Source organism: Jiangella sp. DSM 45060 (assembly GCF_900105175.1).
GTDB lineage: Bacteria > Actinomycetota > Actinomycetes > Jiangellales > Jiangellaceae > Jiangella.
The window spans coordinates 1,444,447-1,461,600 of record NZ_LT629771.1 but is presented as its reverse complement, the minus strand read 5'-3'; the positions used below and the strand labels follow the sequence as shown (position 1 = coordinate 1,461,600).

Sequence of the window (17,154 nt, the reverse complement as noted above, 5' to 3'; positions counted from 1 at the left end):
TCCTCGGGTTGACGGGGTCAGGCCACCAGCGCTCGGGCGGCGGCCTCGATACGGGCGACGCCCGGTCGAACGGCGTCGTCCAGCGGCAGTGAGTACGGGATCGGCACGTGCGCCCGGGCGACCCGCGCCGGCGGCACGGCCAGTGACACGCCCGCTTCCAGGACGGACGCGACGATCTGTGCGCTCAGCCCGGCGAAGGCGTAGTCCTCGTCGACGACCAGCAGCCGGCCGGTGCGCCGCACCGAGGCGACGATGTGGTCGACGTCGAGCGGGACGATGGTGCGCAGGTCGACGACGTCGCAGGAGATGCCGTCGCCGGCCAGCCGCCGGGCGGCCCGGAGGCAGTCGTGCACCGTGTGCGACATCGACACGACGGTGACGTCGTCGCCCAGGCGGATGGTGCGCGCGACGCCGAGCGGGATCTCGTAGTCGTCCTCGGCCACCGGCACCGCGGTCCACTCCTCGACGCCCACGCCATAGGGGATGGCCAGCAGGCTGGAGTGGAAGAAGAACACGACCGGGTCGTCGCAGCGGATCGCCGCCCGCAGCAGCCCCTTCGCGTCATGGCTGGTCGCGGGCGCGACGAGGCGCAGGCCGGGGATGTGCGCGAAGGTGCCGTAGAGCGTCTGCGCGTGCACCGCGCCCTGCCGCAGCGGGTTGCCGACCTGCGTCATGATCGTCATCGGCACCCGGCGCCGGCCGCCGGTGCAGTAGCCGATCTTGGCGATGTAGTTGTAGATCTGGTCCATCACGACGCCGGCGAAGTCGACCCGCATCAGTTCGACCACCGGCCGCAGCCCGCGCTGGGCGGCGCCCGCGGCCAGCCCGAAGAAGGCCGCCTCGGAGATCGGGGTGTCGAGGATGCGCTCGTCGCCGTAGCGGGCGTGCAGGCCGCGGGTCTGGCCCGCCACCCCGCCCATGACGCCGACGTCCTCGCCCATCAGGAAGACGCCGTCGTCCTCGGCGAAGGCGAACTCCAGCGCCTCGACCATCGCCTCGGTGAAGGTGAGCTGCCTGCCCTTCATGCGAACAGTCCTTCCAGCGCGTGCTCGGCATCGGGGAACGGCGACGACTCGGCGAACCGCAGCGCGTCGTCGAAGGCGGCGGCCGCCGCGGCCCGGGTCTCGTCCAGCCACTCCTCGGTGACGACGCCCGCGGCCAGCAGCCGCGCCGCGTAGGCCGGCAGGCTGTCCGCCGCGGTCTCGTCGTCGAGCTCGCCGGCCGGGCGGTACGACTGGTTGTCGCCCTCGAACGCGCCGCGCAGCCGGTGGGTGCGGACGACGACGAGGCTGGGCCCGTCGCCGGCGCGGGCCCGGGCCACCGCCGTGCCGAACGTCTCGATCAGCGCGTCGACGTCGGAGTCGTCGACCGAGGCGCCGGGCATGCCGTAGGCCGTGGCCCGGACGCTGAGGTCGCCGACCGGGCTCGACCGGCGCCGCGGCGTGCTGATGGCGTAGCCGTTGTCCTCGATGACGAACAGCACCGGCAGCCGCCAGAGCGCGGCGAGGTTCATCGACTCGTGCACGACGCCCTGGTTGCTGGCGCCGTCGCCGATGACCGCCGCGGCCACCCCGCCGGTGCCGCTGCGCCGGTGCGCGAACGCGTGCCCCAGGGCGACGGCGGTCAGCTGCGCCATGATCGCGCTGTTCTCGAAGTTCACCGACGGGTCGTTGAGCATGAAGTCGCCGCCGCGGCCACCGCACAGCCCGGTGGCGCGACCGTAGATCTCGGCCAGCATCGGCCGCCACGCCACGCCCTTGGCGACCGCCAGCGAGTGCGACCGGTGCGTCCCGGCCGCGTAGTCGTCGGCGGTGAGCCAGCTGCACAGCGCGGCCGGCCCCGCCTCCTGTCCGGTGGACAGCTCGATGTTGCCCTGGATGGGGATGCGGAACTCCAGGCTGTGGTCCTCGAAGGCACCGTTGCGCCCGCCGAAGGCGCCCTTGGCGTGGGCGCGCTGCTTCGCGAACTCGGCGCCGAGCCCGTCCTCGAACGCGCGCGCGGCGATCATGGTCGCCAGGACGCCACGGCGCCGGTCGTCGTCGATCGTCACCTCTACCTCTTTTCCTCGGCGGGATCCCCCGCCGAACGTCAGTCCCTGCTCCAGGCGGTCGTACGCCGGATCGCCCAGCGGAACACCGCGTCGGTGACCATCGCGATCACGGAGATCCAGACCAGCCCGGCCATCACGTAGTCGGTGCGGAACAGCCGCGCCGCCGACGACATCACCCGGCCCACGCCGACCTGCGCGCCCAGCAGCTCCGCCACGACGGCCAGGCCCCAGGCCAGCTGCAGGGTCACCCGCAGCGAGCCCAGCAGGCCGGGCAGCGCACCGGGCAGCAGGACGGTGCGCGCTACGGCCCACCGGTTCGCGCCCATGGTCCGCGCGTAGTCGCGGACGTGCGGCGGGAAGTCGCGGACCGCGGTGTACGCCGCGACCTGCATGACCAGCACCGTGTAGCCGACGATCAGGGCGAACTGCGGCACCGGCCCGATGCCGAACCACAGCACGAAGAACGGCACCGCGACCAGGCTGGGCACCAGCCGCAGGATCTCCAGCGGCGGCTGCAGGAGCCACCGCACGCCCTGCACGGTGGCCAGCGCCCAGCCGAGCGCACAGCCCAGGAGCGCACCGGCGGCCACCGCGACCACGGTGTGCCAGAGCGTCGCCCAGATGTGCGGGAGGAACCCGCCGGAGCCGCCGCCCTGCGCCGCGATGACCGGCGACGACGTCAGGCTCTCGGCCATCACCCGCAGGACGGCGTCGGGCCCCGGCAGCCGCGTCGGCACCGTCCGCGTGCTCAGCCACGCCCAGAGCGCGAGCAGCAGCAGCGCACCGGCCAGGCCGGCCAGCCGGCCGCCGGCCCGCCGCGTCCCGGACACCACGATGGACACCGCGCGCTCCCGGGTCAGGCGTTGAGCTTCGCGGCGTTGGCGAAGCGGAACGCGTCGAGATAGTTGCGGGCGGCGAAGAACTCCTCCGCCCGGGCGAGCTGCTCGGCCGCCTGGCCGGTGAGCCCGCCCGCCGCCGTCAGCTCGTCGATGAGCTCGCCGCTCTGCTCGCGCAGCGAGTCCAGCGTCAGCCAGGTGCTGTCGGCCCACGAGACGTCCGACGCCTCGTGCTCGCCGGTGAGCAGGCCCGCGTCGCGCAGGCTCTCGACCGTCGCGTCGATCGGCTTGGACCAGTAGAACGGCGACGACTCGTCCTGGAAGAACTCGGCCTGCTCCTCGAACGAGTAGAACGGGTCGATCCGCTGGTCCAGCGTCTCCGCGTCGGCCATGGTGAACGACGTCCCGGCGATGCTGTTGATGAACGGGATCTGGATGCCCGCGGCCGCCTCGGGGTCGGTCTTCTTGAGGTCGACGATGCGGTAGCCGACCGACGCCAGCCGCAGCGCCGTCTCCGGGTTCGCCTGCAGCCAGGAGACCTCGGCCGCCAGGCCGGTGTTGACGACGACGGTGAGCAGCTGCTCGGCGTTGCCGTGCTCGACGATGTCGCTGGTGCTGACCAGCGGGATCCAGCCCTCGGCGATGAGCGAGACGATGTTCGGCCCGGACGCCGGCGCGACGAAGTCGGCCCGGCCGCTGATGGCCAGCTGCTGCATGGTGGTGTCGTCGAGCACGTTGGACTCGAAGTCGTCCGTGGTCAGCCCGGCCGCCTCCAGCGCCACCTCGCGGAAGGAGCGCGGGCTGGCCTCGTCGGTGACGTACACCGTCTGGCCGACGATCTGCTCGAGCGCGGCGACGACGGCGTCGTCCCAGCTCATGCCGTCGTCCATGAAGTCGCCGACGGAGCGCGCCCCGGTGCCCGGAGCGGCCAGGAACGCGTGCCCCATGAAGATGTCGCGCGACGTGAACACCCGCGCGGTGACGCCCTGGTCCAGCGATGACGTCCAGATCTGCGGGACCATCGTGCCGACGTCGATCTGCCCGGCCAGCAGCTGGGGCGCGATCTGGTCCATCCCGAGGATGGTCCCCGACGGCTGCGGCGTCACGGTGATGCCGGCGTCGGTGAAGTAGCCCAGCTCGATGCCGATCTGCTCGGTGCTGTGGTCCCAGAACGGGGCCTGCGCCAGCCGGACCTCGACGTCGGGGACGGCGGGGTCGGCGTCGGTGAGGTCGACGCCGAGAACACCGTCCCACGCGCCGACGCCGACGTTGGTCAGGCTCTCGTCCAGAGCGGGGGCGGTGCCGTCGCCGGACGAGTCGTCGCCGCACGCGCCCAGCGCGCCGAACGACAATCCGGCGAGCGCGGCCAGTGCCGCGGTGCGCCTGGAGATCATCGGTGAACTCCTGTCTGTCGGAGGGTCAGCCGTTCTCGCGCGGGACCCAGCGGGTAAGCCGGGCGAGAACCTGCGTCAGGACCAGCTGGGAGGCGACCGCGAGCACGGTCAGGACGCCCGCGACCACGACCATCCGGTCGGTCAGCTGGAACATCTGGAAGAAGAGGATGAGCCGCCCGAGACCCTGCTGGGTGCCGAGGAACTCGGCGGCCATGACCATGGCCCAGGCCAGCCCGACGACGACGAGGGTGGTCGCCGCCAGCTGCGGGACGATGGCCGGAGCCACGACGGTGCGCAGCACGTCGGCGCGGGTGGCGCCGAGGGTGCGTGCGTAGGTGACGTGGACGGCGGGGACGGACGCGATGGCCTCCTGCGTCGCGACCATCATCATCAGCCCGGTCCCGAACGCGACGAAGACCACGATCCCGGTGGTCGTGCCGCCGAACCAGATGACGAAGAGCAGGGTGAGCGCGAACAGCGGGACCTGCCGCAGCGTCTGCAGCACCGGCGAGAACGCGCGCCGGAACCAGCCCGTCGTGGCGAGCAGGAATCCGAGCGCGACGCCGGCGACCATGCCCAGCGCGGTCCCGCCGACCACCCGCAGCGTCGTGACCAGCGCCTGCTCACCGAGCACGCGGGCCGCGCCGCTCAGGCTGGGCTCCGCGACGCCGGTCAGTTGCTGGCCGCCGGTGGTGTCGACACCGGCCAGCGCGGGCAGCGCCTCGCCGAGCACGTCGGACAGGTGCGGCCAGACGATGTCCGGGTTGGCGCTGCGCCCGCCGACCACGTAGGCGCCGACCTCCCACGCGGCGACCAGCGCGAGGCAGCCCAGGGCGCTGACGGCGAGCCGGTGCACCCTCACAGGTAGCCCCAGAGGTGGCTCCGGGCCTGCTGGATCTGGGCGCCCATGCGCAGTTCCGGGTCGCGCGGGCGGCCGAACGGGACGGCGAAGTCCTCGGCCAGACGCCCGCCGGCCAGCACCAGGATGCGGTCGGAGAGGTAGAGCGCCTCCTCGATGTCGTGGGTGACGAACACCGTGGTGACGCGGCGCCGCTCCCAGATCCGCAGCAGCTCGTCCTGCAGGTGCACGCGGGTCGAGTAGTCGAGCGCGCCGAACGGCTCGTCCATCAGCAGCACGGCCGGGTCGTTGGCCAGCACGGCGGCGATCGCCACCCGCTTCTTCATGCCGCCGGACAGCTGCTTGGGCAGGTAGTCGGCGAACTTCGTCAGCCCGACCAGCTCGATGAACTCTGCCGCGCGCTCGGCCCGCTCGGCGCGCGGCAGGCCGGCCCGCTCGAGGCCGTACTCGACGTTGCGGCGCACGGTGCGCCACGGCAGGATCGCGTCCTGCTGGAACACGACCCCGCGGTCGGCGCCCGGACCGGTGACCGTCCGCCCGCCGGCGACGATGCGCCCGCCGGTGGGCGTGGCGAGACCGGCGATCAGGCTGAGCAGGGTGGTCTTGCCGCCGCCGGACGGTCCGATGACGGACACGAACTCGCCGGCACGGATGCCGAAGCTCACGTCCTCGAGCACCCGGTGCTCCTCGGCCCGGCGGCCGCGGCCGGTCCGGAACGCCATGTCGACGCCGCCGGCCTCGATCAACGGCCGGCCGTCCTCGACCGCCGTCACCGGTGGGGTCGTGGCGGGGCTGTTCGTCGTGCCGGTCATGGCAGGCTCCCTTCACGGGCCGGACGGTCGCGTCGCACGGTCACCGGTCCCGGCTCGCCGCCGAAGGCGAAGATCATCGAGGCCGGCTCCATGCCGGGGTTGGTGAAGCCGTGCCAGCAGCCGGCCGGGACGGTGAAGTGGTCGCCGCGCCCGACCCGGCGGACGTCGCCGTCCAGCTCGGCGTCGAGGACGCCGTCGTGCACCAGCACGAACTCGGCGACGTCGTGCCTGATCAGCGGCGTCGAGCCACCAGGAAGCAGGTGCGTGACGCCGGCGTGCAGCCCGTATCCGGGGTGGCCGGACGGCGCCGGCTCGGCGGCGAGCACGGCCTGCTGGACGGGCGCGGCGGACGGGTCCGGCGCCGGCAGGGCCGTCACGGGACGCCCTGCTCGTCGAAGTCCGTCGCGTCGCGCCGCAGCCAGGCGTCGGCGATCTCCTCGCGGGTCGCGAACCAGACGCCGTCGTGGCCGAGCGCGTACTCGATGAAGTCGCGCAGCGCACGGATGCGCCCGGGCCGGCCGATGATGCGCGGGTGCAGGCCGAACGAGAGCATGCGCGGCGTGCGCTCGGACTCGCGGTACAGCTCGTCGAAGCTGTCGGTGAGGTACTCCGTCAGCAGCGCCGCGGTGGCCGGCCCGTTGGCCTGCCAGAACCGGAAGTCGTTGACGTCGGGCGAGTACGGCACGACCAGCCGGCGCTCGCCGCCGGCCAGCACGAAGTACGGCACGTCGTCGGCGTAGGAGTCGCTGTCGTAGCGGAAGCCGCCCTCGGCGACCAGCAGCTCGCGGGTGCGGGTGCTCGGGCCGTAGCGGCAGTACCAGCCGGCCGGGCGGCGGCCGACGGTCTTCTCCAGGCTGGCGACGGCGAGCCGGATGTGCTCGGCCTCCTCCTGCGCCGTCAGCCGGAAGACCTCCTCCCAGCGGTACCCGTGGCTGCACACCTCGTGCGCGCTGTCGCGGACGTACGCGGCGACGTCGGGGTTGAGCTCGAACGCCTGGGCGCAGGCGAAGATCGTCAGCGGCACCTCGAAGGAGTCGGCGACGTCGAAGACGCGCCAGACGCCGACCCGCGAGCCGTACTCGTACATCGACTCCATCGCGAGGTTCGCGATGTCGGCGGGGTACGGGTACTGCCCCCACTCGGTGCCGGTCTCCTGGTCGGGGTCGCCCATGGCGAAGCTGCGCTCGGAGCCCTCCTCGTAGTTGAGCACGAGCGAGACGGCCAGCCGCGCGCCGTTGGGCCAACGCCCCACCGGCAGCCGGCGTCCGTACCCGACCAGGTCACGAGTCCTCACGTCATCAGTCCTTCCGCGGTGCGTGGCTGCTGGAACCGGCCTGCCAGACACCCCGCTCGGTGGTGATCCAGAGCACCTCCGCCTCGACGTCGCCGCGGTTGGCCCACGAGTGCGGCACCTGGCTGTCGAAGTGGACGGAGTCGCGCGGCGTGAGCACCCGCACGGCCTCGCCCAGGGTGAGCTCGAAGCTGCCGGACAGGACGACGAGGAACTCCTCGCCGTCGTGCTGGTACGTGTTGTCGCTGTGCGCGCCGGGCTGGACGACGGCCAGCTGCGGCTCGAGCAGGCCCTGGTGGCCGGAGAGCCACTCGTAGGTGATGCCGGGCGCGATGTCGACGCGCTTGCCCGAGCCGAGACGGTGCACCGGCGACTCCTGCTGCGCATCGACGCGGACGTCGCCGTGCAGCGCCGCCGTCAGCCGGGCCGCCGCCGTCGGCGAGGGCGCGCTCACCCCCCGCTCGACCGCGCTGAGGAACGACACACTCAGCCCGGAGCGCTCGCTGAGCTGCTTGAGCGTCAGCCCGGCCCGGCGGCGCGACGTGCGCAGCTGGAGGTCCTGCCCCGGCCGCGCCGGGGGCGTCGGCTGGGCGTCGCCGAGGCGCTCGTACTCCTCGCGCTCCAGCTCCCGCCGGATGGCCGGCGCGTTGAGCCCGCGGACCCGGCGCCACCACTGGATCTTGCGCAGCCGCTCGAGGTCGGCCTCGCTGTAGCGGCGCCGGCCGCCCGGACCGCGCTGCGGCTGGACCAGCCCCTGCGCCTCCCACAGCCGGAGCGTGCCGCTGCTGACACCGACGAGCTGGGCCGCCTCGGTCACCGTGTACACCCGGCCTCCTCCACTAGAACTACATGGTTACTGTAGCGGCGAATCTGGTGTTGTACAGGGGTGCGTTGCACTTTAATTCAAGCGTTACTGCAACTTAATCTGACGGGCCAGCAGCCGCTCTGACGCGGCGGCGAACGCCGCCGGCAGCGGGCTCTGGGGCAGGTCCCCGGCGAGCACGCGGCGGACGCTGCCCTCGCCGTGCAGCTGCAGCACCGATGGGCCGGTCCCGGGCAGCCGCCAGCCCAGCGCCGTCATCGTGTCCATGCAGCGCCGGCCGCCGAGCACGATCGGCGACGCGCGGGCCGGCCGGCTCAGGTCCAGCTCCTCGACCAGCGCGGGCCGGTCCGCCACCCGGGCCCGGCAGCGCGTCACGACGTCGCCGCCGACCTCGCCGGACCGCCCGAACAGCAGCGGCTCGCGCAGCAGCGCCCGGCCGCCGGCCGCGACGTCGACGACGGCGTCCAGCGCGACCCGCGCGCCGTCGGCGACCACCAGCGGCTGCGCCTCCCAGACCAGCGTCGCGTCCGGGCCTACCTCGGCCACGATCGACCGCGCCGCCGAGCCGCCGCGCATGGCATAGGCGACGGTCCCGGCCGGCTCCACGATCCGCAGCCGGCAGCCGGCCCCGACGCGCACGTGGATGCGCACGTCGTCGCCCGCCAGCAGCATGGCCACCGCCGGGACCAGTGCGACGCGCGTGACGCCGTCGTCGTCGGGCAGCACGAACGGCCGCAGCGCGCCGGCCTCGAGGTCGAGGCGGCGTCGCCCGCCGGACCGGCTCAGGTCAATGCGCATGGACGGTGCCGTCGACGTGCGCGTGCGGCGCCATCGGTCCCGGGTCCACCGGCTCGTGCGCGCCGGAGCGGACCCGCGCCACCAGCGTCCGGACCCACTCGACCAGGGCCGTGACGGACTCCGTATCGTCGCGGGACAGCCCATGCACCGGCGCGCCGGCCCTCGCGGCGGCCGCGTCGGCGAGCATGGCCGCGACGTCCACGCCCACATGCGGGGCGAGGTCGGTCTTGTTCACCACGAGCAGGTCGGCCCGCTCGATGCCCGGTCCGCCCTTGCGGGCGACGTCGCCGCCGCCGGCCGTGTCGAGGACGAAGATCTGCGCGTCGGCCAGCGCGGGCGAGAACGTCGCGGTGAGGTTGTCGCCGCCGGACTCGACCAGCACCAGCTCCAGCGGCGCGAACCGCTGCTCCAGCTCCTCGACGGCGAGCAGGTTCGCCGTGACGTCGTCGCGGATCGCCGTGTGCGGGCAGGCCCCGGTCTGCACGGCGACGACGCGGTCGGCGGCGATCACCCCGGCGGCACGCAGCATCCGGGCGTCCTCGTCGGTGTAGATGTCGTTGGTGACGACCGCCATCGCCAGGTGCGCCGCCAGCTCGCGGCACAGCAGGGCGATCAGCGAGGTCTTGCCGGTCCCGACGGGTCCGGCGACGCCGAGGCGGACCGCTCTCGGTGGGATGTCAGGCATGGAAGAGCCTCCTCTGCCAGGACCGGTGCCGCTCGGCCAGCTCGTCCGCGCGGGGCGCGCCGGCACTGGGCAGGTCCTCGGTGGATGTGACGGCGGCGCAGCGGCGGGCCACCTCGTCGATGCGGGCATGCAGGCCGGCCGTCCACGCGACGGTCTCGACCGGATCGCCCGGCAACAGCTTCAGCGCGGCCGATGCCACGGACTGGACGTCCTCGAACAGCAGGGCGCGGGCCAGACTCAGCGGCTCGACGCCGGCGAGGCCGGCCATGACCCCGGCGACGACGGCACGCGGCGCCCCGTCCAGCGTGTCGTCGACGGCGTCCGGCCACAGCCGGCGGGCCAGCCGCAGGTAGCCCCGGCCGAGCCGGACCGACGCGTCGCGGACGGCGGGGCTCGGCGTGCGAGCCGCCCACGCGTCGACCAGGCCGGCGACGTCGTCACCCCGCGTCGCCAGCACCGCCGTCGCGGCCTCGACCGCCGCGACGGTGCGCAGCCGGTCGGCGGCGAAGGCGGCCAGCTCGTCGGTGGTCAGTCCGTCGGGGCTCGCCAGCAGCAGCGGCTCCAGTCCGGCCGAGTGCGCGTGCGCGCCGGTCGGCAGCCGGGCGTCGACGAGCAGCAGCACGAACAGCTCGGCCGTCCCCGCCCCGGCCATGTCAGAACAGGGAGTAGAGCTGGGCCAGCGGCAGCCGGTCGGCCGGCGCCGGCTCGATCCGCTCGCCGTCGACGTCGATGGCGAACGTCTCCGGGTCGATGTCGATCCGCGGCAGCGCCGAGTTGTGGATCATCTGTTCCTTGCCGACGTCGCGGGTGGGCCGGACGGCGTGCAGCTCGCGGCGCAGCTCCAGCCGCTCGGCGAGCCCGTCGTCGAGCGCGGCCGGCGCCACGAACGAGACCGCCAGCCGCGACCCGATCGCGTCGCCGAACGACGGGCGCAGCAGCACCGGCTGCGGCGTCGGGATCGACGCGTTCGGGTCGCCGAGCGCGGCCCAGGCGATGGCGCCGCCCTTGATCACCAGCGCCGGGCGGACGGCGAACAGCGCGGGCTCCCACAGCACGAGGTCGGCCAGCTTGCCCACCTCGACCGATCCGACCAGGTGGTCGATGCCGTGCGCGATCGCCGGGTTGATCGTGTACTTGGCGACGTAGCGCCTGGCCCGCTCGTTGTCGGCCGGGCCCGCGCCCAGCCGGCTGCGCCGCGCCTTCATCGCGTGGGCGACCTGCCAGGTCCGGGTGACGACCTCGCCGATCCGGCCCATCGCCTGGGCATCGGACGACGTGATCGAGATCGCGCCGATGTCGTGCAGCACGTCCTCGGCCGCGATGGTGGTGGCCCGGATCCGCGACTCGGCGAACGCGAGGTCCTCCGGGATCGCCGGGTTGAGGTGGTGGCAGACCATCAGCATGTCGAGGTGCTCGGCGACGGTGTTGACGGTGTGCGGCAGCGTCGGGTTGGTCGACCCGGGGATCACGTGCGGCAGTCCGGCGAGGGTCAGGATGTCCGGCGCGTGCCCGCCGCCCGCGCCCTCGACGTGGAAGGCGTGGATCGAGCGGCCGTCGATCGCCGCGATGGTCGAGTCGACGAAGCCCGCCTCGTTGAGGCTGTCCGAGTGCAGCGCCACCTGCACGCCCCAGGCGTCGGCCGCCCGTAGCGCCGCGTCGATCGCTGCCGGGGTGGAGCCCCAGTCCTCGTGCACCTTGAACCCGGCCGCGCCGGCCAGCACCTGTTCGGCCAGCCCGTCGTCGCTGACGGTGTTGCCCTTCCCCAGCAGCAGGACGTTCAACGGCACGTCGTCGAGGGCGCGGTGCAGCGCGGCCAGGTGCCACGCGCCCGGTGTGACAGTGGTGGCCCGCGAGCCCTCGCTCGGCCCGGTGCCGCCGCCGGCGATCGTGGTGACGCCGGTGGCCAGCGCCTCGTGCAGCTGCGACGGGGAGAGCAGATGGACGTGCGGGTCGATGCCGCCGGCGGTGAGGATGCGGCCCTCGCCGGAGATCACGTCCGTCGACGGGCCGATCCGCAGGCCCGGGTCGACGCCGTCGGCGATGTCGGGGTTGCCGGACCGGCCGATGGCGACGATGCGCCCGTCGCGCAGGCCGACGTCGGCCTTCACGATCCCCCACCAGTCCAGGATCAGGGCGTTGGTGATGACGGTGTCCGGCGCGCCGCCGGCCCGCGTCGTCGTGCCCTGCGCCATCGACTCCCGGACCGACTTGCCGCCGCCGAACACGGCCTCCTCGCCGCCGGCCGTGAGGTCGCGCTCGACCTCCAGCCACAGGTCGGTGTCGGCCAGCCGCACCTGGTCGCCGGTGGTCGGGCCGTACATGGCCGCGTACGCGGCCCGGCTCAGCTCGGCCATCATCCAGCCCGTCCGGCCGGGCGATCGCGGCGCCGGATGCCGGGGACGTGCCGCCGCCCCCGCAGCGCGACCAGGTCCACCGTCCGGGAGACGCCCGGCTCGAACCGCAGCGACGTGCCCGCGGGCACGTCGAGCCGGAACCCGCGGGCCCGGTCACGGTCGAACGCCAGCGCCTCGTTCGCGTCCGGGAGGTGCAGGTGCGAGCCGACCTGCACCGGGCGGTCGCCGGTGTTGACGACGGTCAGCGTGAGCCGCTCGGCGTCGCCACGGTCGCCGTTGAGCACGACCGTGCCGGGCCCGGTGCGCACCGCGCCCGGCGCCACGGCGTCGTCGCCGGTCCCGCCGATCGGGTGGTGCAGCGTGACCAGCTTGCGGCCGTCGGGGAACGTCGCCTCCACCTGGACGTCGTGGATCATCTCCGCGACCCCGTCCATCACCTGCTCGGCGGTCAGGACCCGGCGGCCCGCGCTCATCAGCTCGGTGACGCTTGCGCCGTCGCGGGCCCGCTCGACCACCCAGCAGCTCAGGTACGCGATCGCCTCCGGGCGGTTCAGCCGGACGCCGCGCTCGAGGCGGTCCCGCGCCACCATCCCGGCGACGGCCAGCAGCAGCTTCTCGGTGTCGCCCGGTGTCAGGTCCATGTCGCCGCCCCGGTGGCGACGTCGCAGGCCAGAGCCGCCTCCAGGGTGAGCACGTCGCAGTGGAAGGGGACCACCACCGACCGGCCGGACGCCGTCACCGCGGAGGCGTCGACCAGCGCGTCCGCCGAGCCGAGCGCGTCGGCGCCGCCGGCCGGGCCGGAGCGGACGTCGAGGCGGGTGCGGCGGGCGGTGGAGGTGATGCGGCGGACCACGGCGGCCGACTCCACCGGCTCCTCGACGGCGAGGTGGAGCACGGCGGTCGCGACCGCCCGCACCGCGCCGTCGGCCACGGTCGCACCCGCGACTCCGTCGGCGGCGGGCCACGGGGAGACGACGGCCCCGGCGGCGCCACCACGCGCGGCCAGCGCCGAGTCGCGGTCCGGGTCCCCCGCGGGATCAGCGGCTCCGACGGCGACGACGGCGGCCGCGGTGACGGCCGACAGCGGCCGAACCGCCGCGGCGATCTCCCCCGCCACCCACCCCACCGCCGCCGGCACGACGACCGCCTCCGGCGCGACCGCCGCCGCAACCGGCGTGGGCCGGCCGAACCGGACCACCCGGGGCGCCGACGACGTCAGCCACTCCGGCAGCGGCCGGTCCCAGTCCGCCGCGAGCACCACGACGTCCGGCGCCACCGGCTCACCGGGGGCGGCGCCCAGAACGTCGAGGAACGGGATGGTGTCGTGCCGCAGCCCGCCGCGGCCGTACCGTCCGGCCAGCACCACGGCGTCGGCGCCGACCTCGACGGTGCCCTTGAACCGGCTCGCGGCCGAGCCGTACTCGAAACCGTAGGCCAGCCGTTCCCGGTCCGGCCCGGTGGCCAGCCCGACGAACTCCAGCTGCTGGATGCTCAGCCCCTGCCGCAGGAAGTACCGGGTCGCGGCAGTGTCACCCAGGACGACGACGCGCGTCATGGACGGCGCTCCTCTCTCAGTCGACGATGATCGGGCCGGACGGCAGCAGCCGCCCGGCCGGCGGGTCGGCGGCGGCGCCGTCGCCGATGACGACGACGCCGGCCCGGACGACCGCGGTGATGCGGCCGTGCACCCGCAGTCCCTCGAACGGCGTGTAGTCGCTGGCCTGCTCCAGTCCGGCGGCGGAGATCTCCGTCTCGCCGTCGCGGGACCACAGCACGAGGTCGGCGTCGGACCCGGCCCGTATGACGCCCTTGCGCGGGTACAGGCCGCTGAGGCGGGCCGGCCCGGCGGAAAGCAGCTCGACGGCGGCCGACACCGGCAGCCCCCGGTGCACGACCAGCTCGGACAGCACGACCGGCAGCCGGGTCTGCACGCCCGGCATCCCGAACGGCATCTGCCGCAGTTCGTGCGCGTTGGCCGACTTGTGCTCGCGCCGGAACGCGCAGTGGTCGCTGGCGATGGTGTCCACCTGCCCGGCGAGCGTCCGCGCCAGCAGCGCGTCGACCGTCGGGCGGGCCCGCAGCGGCGGGCAGCAGGTGAAGCACTCCCCCGACCGGCCGTCGTAGGCGGACTCGTCCAGCAGCAGGTAGTGCGGGCAGACCTCGGAGAACGCCTGGACGCCGGCGGCCCGCGCGGCGCGGGTCAGCTCGGTGGCGGCCGGCGTGGACTGGTGCACGAAGTAGACCGGCGCGCGCTGCTCCCGCGCCAGCGCCAGCACGTGGGCGACGGCCTTCTCCTCCGCCGACTCCGGCCGCGCCTCGACGATCTTCTCGTACGGGATCGGCCCGGCGTCGGCCAGCTCGGCCAGCAGCCGCTCGATGGTCGTGTTGTCCTCGGCGTGCACGTAGGTCAGGCCCTGGTGCGGACGCAGCGCGCTCATCACCGCGGCGATGAGCTTGTCGCCGGCCATCAGCTCGTCGCGGTAGGTCGTGTAGACCTTGATGCTGCGGACGCCGAGCCGCACCAGCTCGTCGATCTGGTCGAGGTTCCCGACGTGCTCGTCGGTGAAGCAGCCGTGCAGCGCGTAGTCGGTGACGGCGCCGCGGCGGGCCCCCTCCTGCCGCTCCAGCACCGCCGTGAGCGGGTCCTGGCCGGGCCGCGGGATGGCGAAGTCGACGATCGTCGTGGTGCCGCCGGCCAGCGCCGCGCGGGTGCAGGCCTCGTGCCCCTCGGACGTGACGACGTCGCCGAAGGTGATGCCGACGTGCACGTGCGGGTCGACGCCGCCGGGCAGGATCCACTGGCCGGTGCAGTCGCGCACCTCGCCGGCCGTGTACGCCGGCGCGGCGCCGGCCGGCCACACGGCGGCGACGCGCCCGCCGGCGACGGCGACGTCGGCGCGGAAGTCGCCGTCGGCGTTGGCCACCGTCCCGCCAGTGAGGACGAGGTCAAACTCCGGCACGGACATCGCTGCTCCTCAGGTCCCGGACACAGATCGCCACGGCGCTGACCAGCCCGCCGGTCACGGTGAACGACTCGAACGTCTCGACGTGCACCGTCCCGGCGCCGGCCAGGTCGGCCTCGACGAACCACCGCTGGGTGAACACGCCGCCATCGGCGCTGACGCACACCGGGCCGTGCCGCCGGACGGCCAGCCGGGCGCACCGCGACGCGAGGTCGGCGGTGAGCCGCAGCAGGTCCGCCTTCGACCCCACCCCGCCGGGCAGCTGCGGGTCCTCCAGCCGGAGGCCGGGGGCGAGCAGGCCGGAGAGGGCCTCGACGTCGCCGGTGCCGCGGGCTGCCTCGTAGACGGCGAGGAAGCGCTCGCGCCAGGCGTCGGTCACGAGACCAGTCCCTCGGAGCTGCTGCCGTCCAGGCGCATGGCCGCGTCGCGGGCGTTGAACGGGCCCTTGATCATGAAGCCGAGGTCCAGCGGCAGCACGATGCCGGTGATCGCGCGGGTCTCGTCGCCGGACAGCCACACCACGGCGTTGCTGACCTCCTCCGGCTCCAGCCACGGCCGCTCGATCAGGTTGAGGCTCTGGAAGATCGGCGCGGCGTCCTCGGCCGTGGCGTCCGCCTTCCCGGTGAACAGCTTGAACAGCACCGGGTTGAGCGCGAGGTCGGTCCCGACGGCCGACGGCGCCAGCGCGTTGACGCGGATGCGGTGCGCGGCCAGCTCCAGCGCCAGGCACTGGGTGACGCCGATGACGCCGTACTTCGCCGCGCCGTAGTGCACGTGGTTGGGGTACGGCGTGAGGCCCGCGCAGGACGACGTGACGATGATGGATCCGCCGCGGCCGGCCTCGATCATCGGCCGCAGCGCCGGGCGGATGGTGCGGAACACGCCGGTGAGATTGACGTCGATGACGGCGTCCCAGGCCTCGTCGGGCATGTCGATGGTGGCGTCGATGGAGTCGATGCCGGCGTTGGCGACGACGATGTCGATACGGCCGAACCGGTCCATCGCCTGGTCGACGACGGCGCTGGTCTGAGCAGAGTCGCGGACGTCGGCCCGGACGGCCAGCATCTCGCCTCCGGCGGCCTCGACCAGCTTCCTCGTCTCCTCCAGATCGGCCGGCGACGACATCGGGATCTTCGTCGCGGGGATCTGCTCGCAGAGGTCGAAGCCGACGATCCGGGCGCCGGCGCGGCTGAGCGCCAGCGCGTGCGAGCGCCCCTGGCCCCGGGCCGCGCCGCTGATCAGGGCGACCTTGCCGGAGAGATCGGTCATCAGGGGGTCTCCTTCCTGAGGGTGGACGTCAGTTGCCGGTCGCGGCTGCGGGTCCGCTGACGGATGCAGGCCACGTGGTGCCCGGCGACGGCGTCGTCGATGAGCGGCGGGACCGCCGTGCGGCAGTCGTCGCCGGCGATGGCACACCGCGAGGCGAAGGCGCAGCCAGGCGGCAGGTCGATCGGGCTGGGGATCTCGCCGCGCAGCACCCCGAACCCGTCCAGCCGGTCCGGGTCGGGGAAGAGCACCGAGCCGAGCAGCGCCTCGGTGTAGGGGTGCAGCCGGCGAGCGAACACGTCGCCGGAGGCGGCCGCCTCGACGACGCGGCCGAGGTACATCACCGCGACCCGGTGCGCCAGCGACTCGACGACGGCGAGGTCGTGCGTGATGAACAGGTACGAGACGCCGGTGGACTGCTGCACGTCGTGCAGCGACCGCATCACCTCGGCCCGGGCGATCGGGCTGAGCGCCGACGTCGGCTCGTCCAGCACGATGAACCGCGGCCGCGTCACCAGCGCGCGGGCGATCCCGACCCGCTGGCAGGCGCTGCCGCTGAGGTCGTGCGGCCGGGTCTTCGGCGTGATGCCGGCCAGCCCCACCGCCTCGAGCGCCGCCATCGCGCGCCGCGTGCCGTCGCGCGACGACTCCTCCAGTTCCAGCCGCCGCAGCGGCTCGCGGACGCTGGCCAGCACCGGGCGGCGCGGGTCGAGCGAGTCGTAGGGGTCCTGGAACACCGCCTGGACGCCGGCGCGGTAGTCGCGCCGCTGCCGGCGGTCCATCTCGTCCAGCGCCGTGCCCTGGTAGACGATCCGCCCGGACGTCGGCGCCAGCAGGCCGAGGATCATCCGGCCGACTGTCGTCTTGCCCGAGCCGCTCTCGCCGACCAGCGCCACCGTCTCGCCCGCGCCGAACGTCAGCGACACGTCGTTGACGGCCTGCACGACCTTGTCGCTGCCCTTGACCGGGAAGTGCCGGACCAGCTCGGCGCACTCCAGCACCGTCTCGTCGTGGGTCATCGCC

The 17,154-nt window shown here is 74.0% G+C and carries 19 protein-coding genes; all 19 read right to left on the bottom strand.

The annotated features are described in order from the left end of the window. Window positions 1–17: 17 nt before the first annotated feature. Window positions 18–1,025: an alpha-ketoacid dehydrogenase subunit beta gene (locus BLU82_RS06470; RefSeq protein ID WP_092617331.1), complete on the bottom strand. Its 1,008-nt coding sequence runs from the start codon at window positions 1,023–1,025 to the stop codon at window positions 18–20. Beyond that, on the bottom strand, window positions 1,022–2,050 hold the full coding sequence (locus BLU82_RS06465; RefSeq protein WP_092617328.1) for a thiamine pyrophosphate-dependent dehydrogenase E1 component subunit alpha: 1,029 nt from the start codon (window positions 2,048–2,050) through the stop codon (window positions 1,022–1,024). The genes BLU82_RS06470 and BLU82_RS06465 overlap by 4 nt, the downstream gene beginning before the upstream one ends. A gap of 38 nt (window positions 2,051–2,088) precedes the next feature. After that, the gene (locus tag BLU82_RS06460; protein ID WP_092617325.1) at window positions 2,089–2,892 is read right to left on the bottom strand and encodes an ABC transporter permease; all 804 of its coding nucleotides are present in this window, start codon (window positions 2,890–2,892) and stop codon (window positions 2,089–2,091) included. A 14-nt stretch (window positions 2,893–2,906) separates the two neighbouring features. Next, on the bottom strand, window positions 2,907–4,280 hold the full coding sequence (locus BLU82_RS06455) for an ABC transporter substrate-binding protein (RefSeq protein WP_092617322.1): 1,374 nt from the start codon (window positions 4,278–4,280) through the stop codon (window positions 2,907–2,909). Window positions 4,281–4,305: 25 nt separating this feature from the next. Continuing rightward, window positions 4,306–5,142 (bottom strand): ABC transporter permease, encoded by an 837-nt coding sequence (locus BLU82_RS06450; protein WP_157740660.1) that lies wholly within the window; start codon window positions 5,140–5,142, stop codon window positions 4,306–4,308. After that, window positions 5,139–5,951 carry an ABC transporter ATP-binding protein gene (locus tag BLU82_RS06445; protein WP_197682770.1) on the bottom strand — a complete coding sequence of 271 codons (813 nt, stop codon included), beginning with the start codon at window positions 5,949–5,951 and terminating at the stop codon, window positions 5,139–5,141. The genes BLU82_RS06450 and BLU82_RS06445 overlap by 4 nt, the downstream gene beginning before the upstream one ends. Then, the gene (locus BLU82_RS06440; protein WP_157740658.1) at window positions 5,948–6,328 is read right to left on the bottom strand and encodes a cupin domain-containing protein; all 381 of its coding nucleotides are present in this window, start codon (window positions 6,326–6,328) and stop codon (window positions 5,948–5,950) included. The genes BLU82_RS06445 and BLU82_RS06440 overlap by 4 nt, the downstream gene beginning before the upstream one ends. Next, on the bottom strand, window positions 6,325–7,245 hold the full coding sequence (locus BLU82_RS06435) for a polysaccharide deacetylase family protein (RefSeq protein ID WP_092617316.1): 921 nt from the start codon (window positions 7,243–7,245) through the stop codon (window positions 6,325–6,327). Before BLU82_RS06435 ends, BLU82_RS06440 begins: the two co-directional genes overlap by 4 nt. A 4-nt stretch (window positions 7,246–7,249) precedes the next feature. Next, window positions 7,250–8,068: a MerR family transcriptional regulator gene (locus BLU82_RS06430; protein WP_092617313.1), complete on the bottom strand. Its 819-nt coding sequence runs from the start codon at window positions 8,066–8,068 to the stop codon at window positions 7,250–7,252. A gap of 84 nt (window positions 8,069–8,152) precedes the next feature. Beyond that, window positions 8,153–8,863 (bottom strand): urease accessory protein UreD, encoded by a 711-nt coding sequence (locus BLU82_RS06425; RefSeq protein ID WP_092617310.1) that lies wholly within the window; start codon window positions 8,861–8,863, stop codon window positions 8,153–8,155. Then, the gene (ureG, locus tag BLU82_RS06420) at window positions 8,853–9,548 is read right to left on the bottom strand and encodes an urease accessory protein UreG (RefSeq protein ID WP_092617307.1); all 696 of its coding nucleotides are present in this window, start codon (window positions 9,546–9,548) and stop codon (window positions 8,853–8,855) included. Before ureG ends, BLU82_RS06425 begins: the two co-directional genes overlap by 11 nt. Next, window positions 9,541–10,200: an urease accessory protein UreF gene (locus BLU82_RS06415; RefSeq protein ID WP_092617303.1), complete on the bottom strand. Its 660-nt coding sequence runs from the start codon at window positions 10,198–10,200 to the stop codon at window positions 9,541–9,543. Before BLU82_RS06415 ends, ureG begins: the two co-directional genes overlap by 8 nt. Before the next feature lies 1 nt (window position 10,201). Beyond that, entirely contained in the window at window positions 10,202–11,902 is a 1,701-nt protein-coding gene (locus tag BLU82_RS06410) for an urease subunit alpha (protein WP_092617300.1), read from the bottom strand. Continuing rightward, window positions 11,902–12,543, bottom strand: coding sequence for an urease subunit gamma (locus BLU82_RS06405; protein WP_092617297.1), 642 nt, complete (start codon window positions 12,541–12,543; stop codon window positions 11,902–11,904). The genes BLU82_RS06410 and BLU82_RS06405 overlap by 1 nt, the downstream gene beginning before the upstream one ends. Then, on the bottom strand, window positions 12,534–13,457 hold the full coding sequence (locus BLU82_RS06400; protein ID WP_092617294.1) for a hypothetical protein: 924 nt from the start codon (window positions 13,455–13,457) through the stop codon (window positions 12,534–12,536). The genes BLU82_RS06405 and BLU82_RS06400 overlap by 10 nt, the downstream gene beginning before the upstream one ends. A gap of 16 nt (window positions 13,458–13,473) precedes the next feature. Next, window positions 13,474–14,862 carry a dihydroorotase family protein gene (locus BLU82_RS06395; protein ID WP_157740656.1) on the bottom strand — a complete coding sequence of 463 codons (1,389 nt, stop codon included), beginning with the start codon at window positions 14,860–14,862 and terminating at the stop codon, window positions 13,474–13,476. Next, window positions 14,849–15,244: a hypothetical protein gene (locus BLU82_RS06390; protein ID WP_092617288.1), complete on the bottom strand. Its 396-nt coding sequence runs from the start codon at window positions 15,242–15,244 to the stop codon at window positions 14,849–14,851. The genes BLU82_RS06395 and BLU82_RS06390 overlap by 14 nt, the downstream gene beginning before the upstream one ends. Then, entirely contained in the window at window positions 15,241–16,134 is an 894-nt protein-coding gene (locus BLU82_RS06385; protein ID WP_092617285.1) for a mycofactocin-coupled SDR family oxidoreductase, read from the bottom strand. The genes BLU82_RS06390 and BLU82_RS06385 overlap by 4 nt, the downstream gene beginning before the upstream one ends. After that, window positions 16,134–17,150 carry an ABC transporter ATP-binding protein gene (locus BLU82_RS06380; protein ID WP_092617282.1) on the bottom strand — a complete coding sequence of 339 codons (1,017 nt, stop codon included), beginning with the start codon at window positions 17,148–17,150 and terminating at the stop codon, window positions 16,134–16,136. The genes BLU82_RS06385 and BLU82_RS06380 overlap by 1 nt, the downstream gene beginning before the upstream one ends. Window positions 17,151–17,154 lie beyond the last annotated feature (4 nt).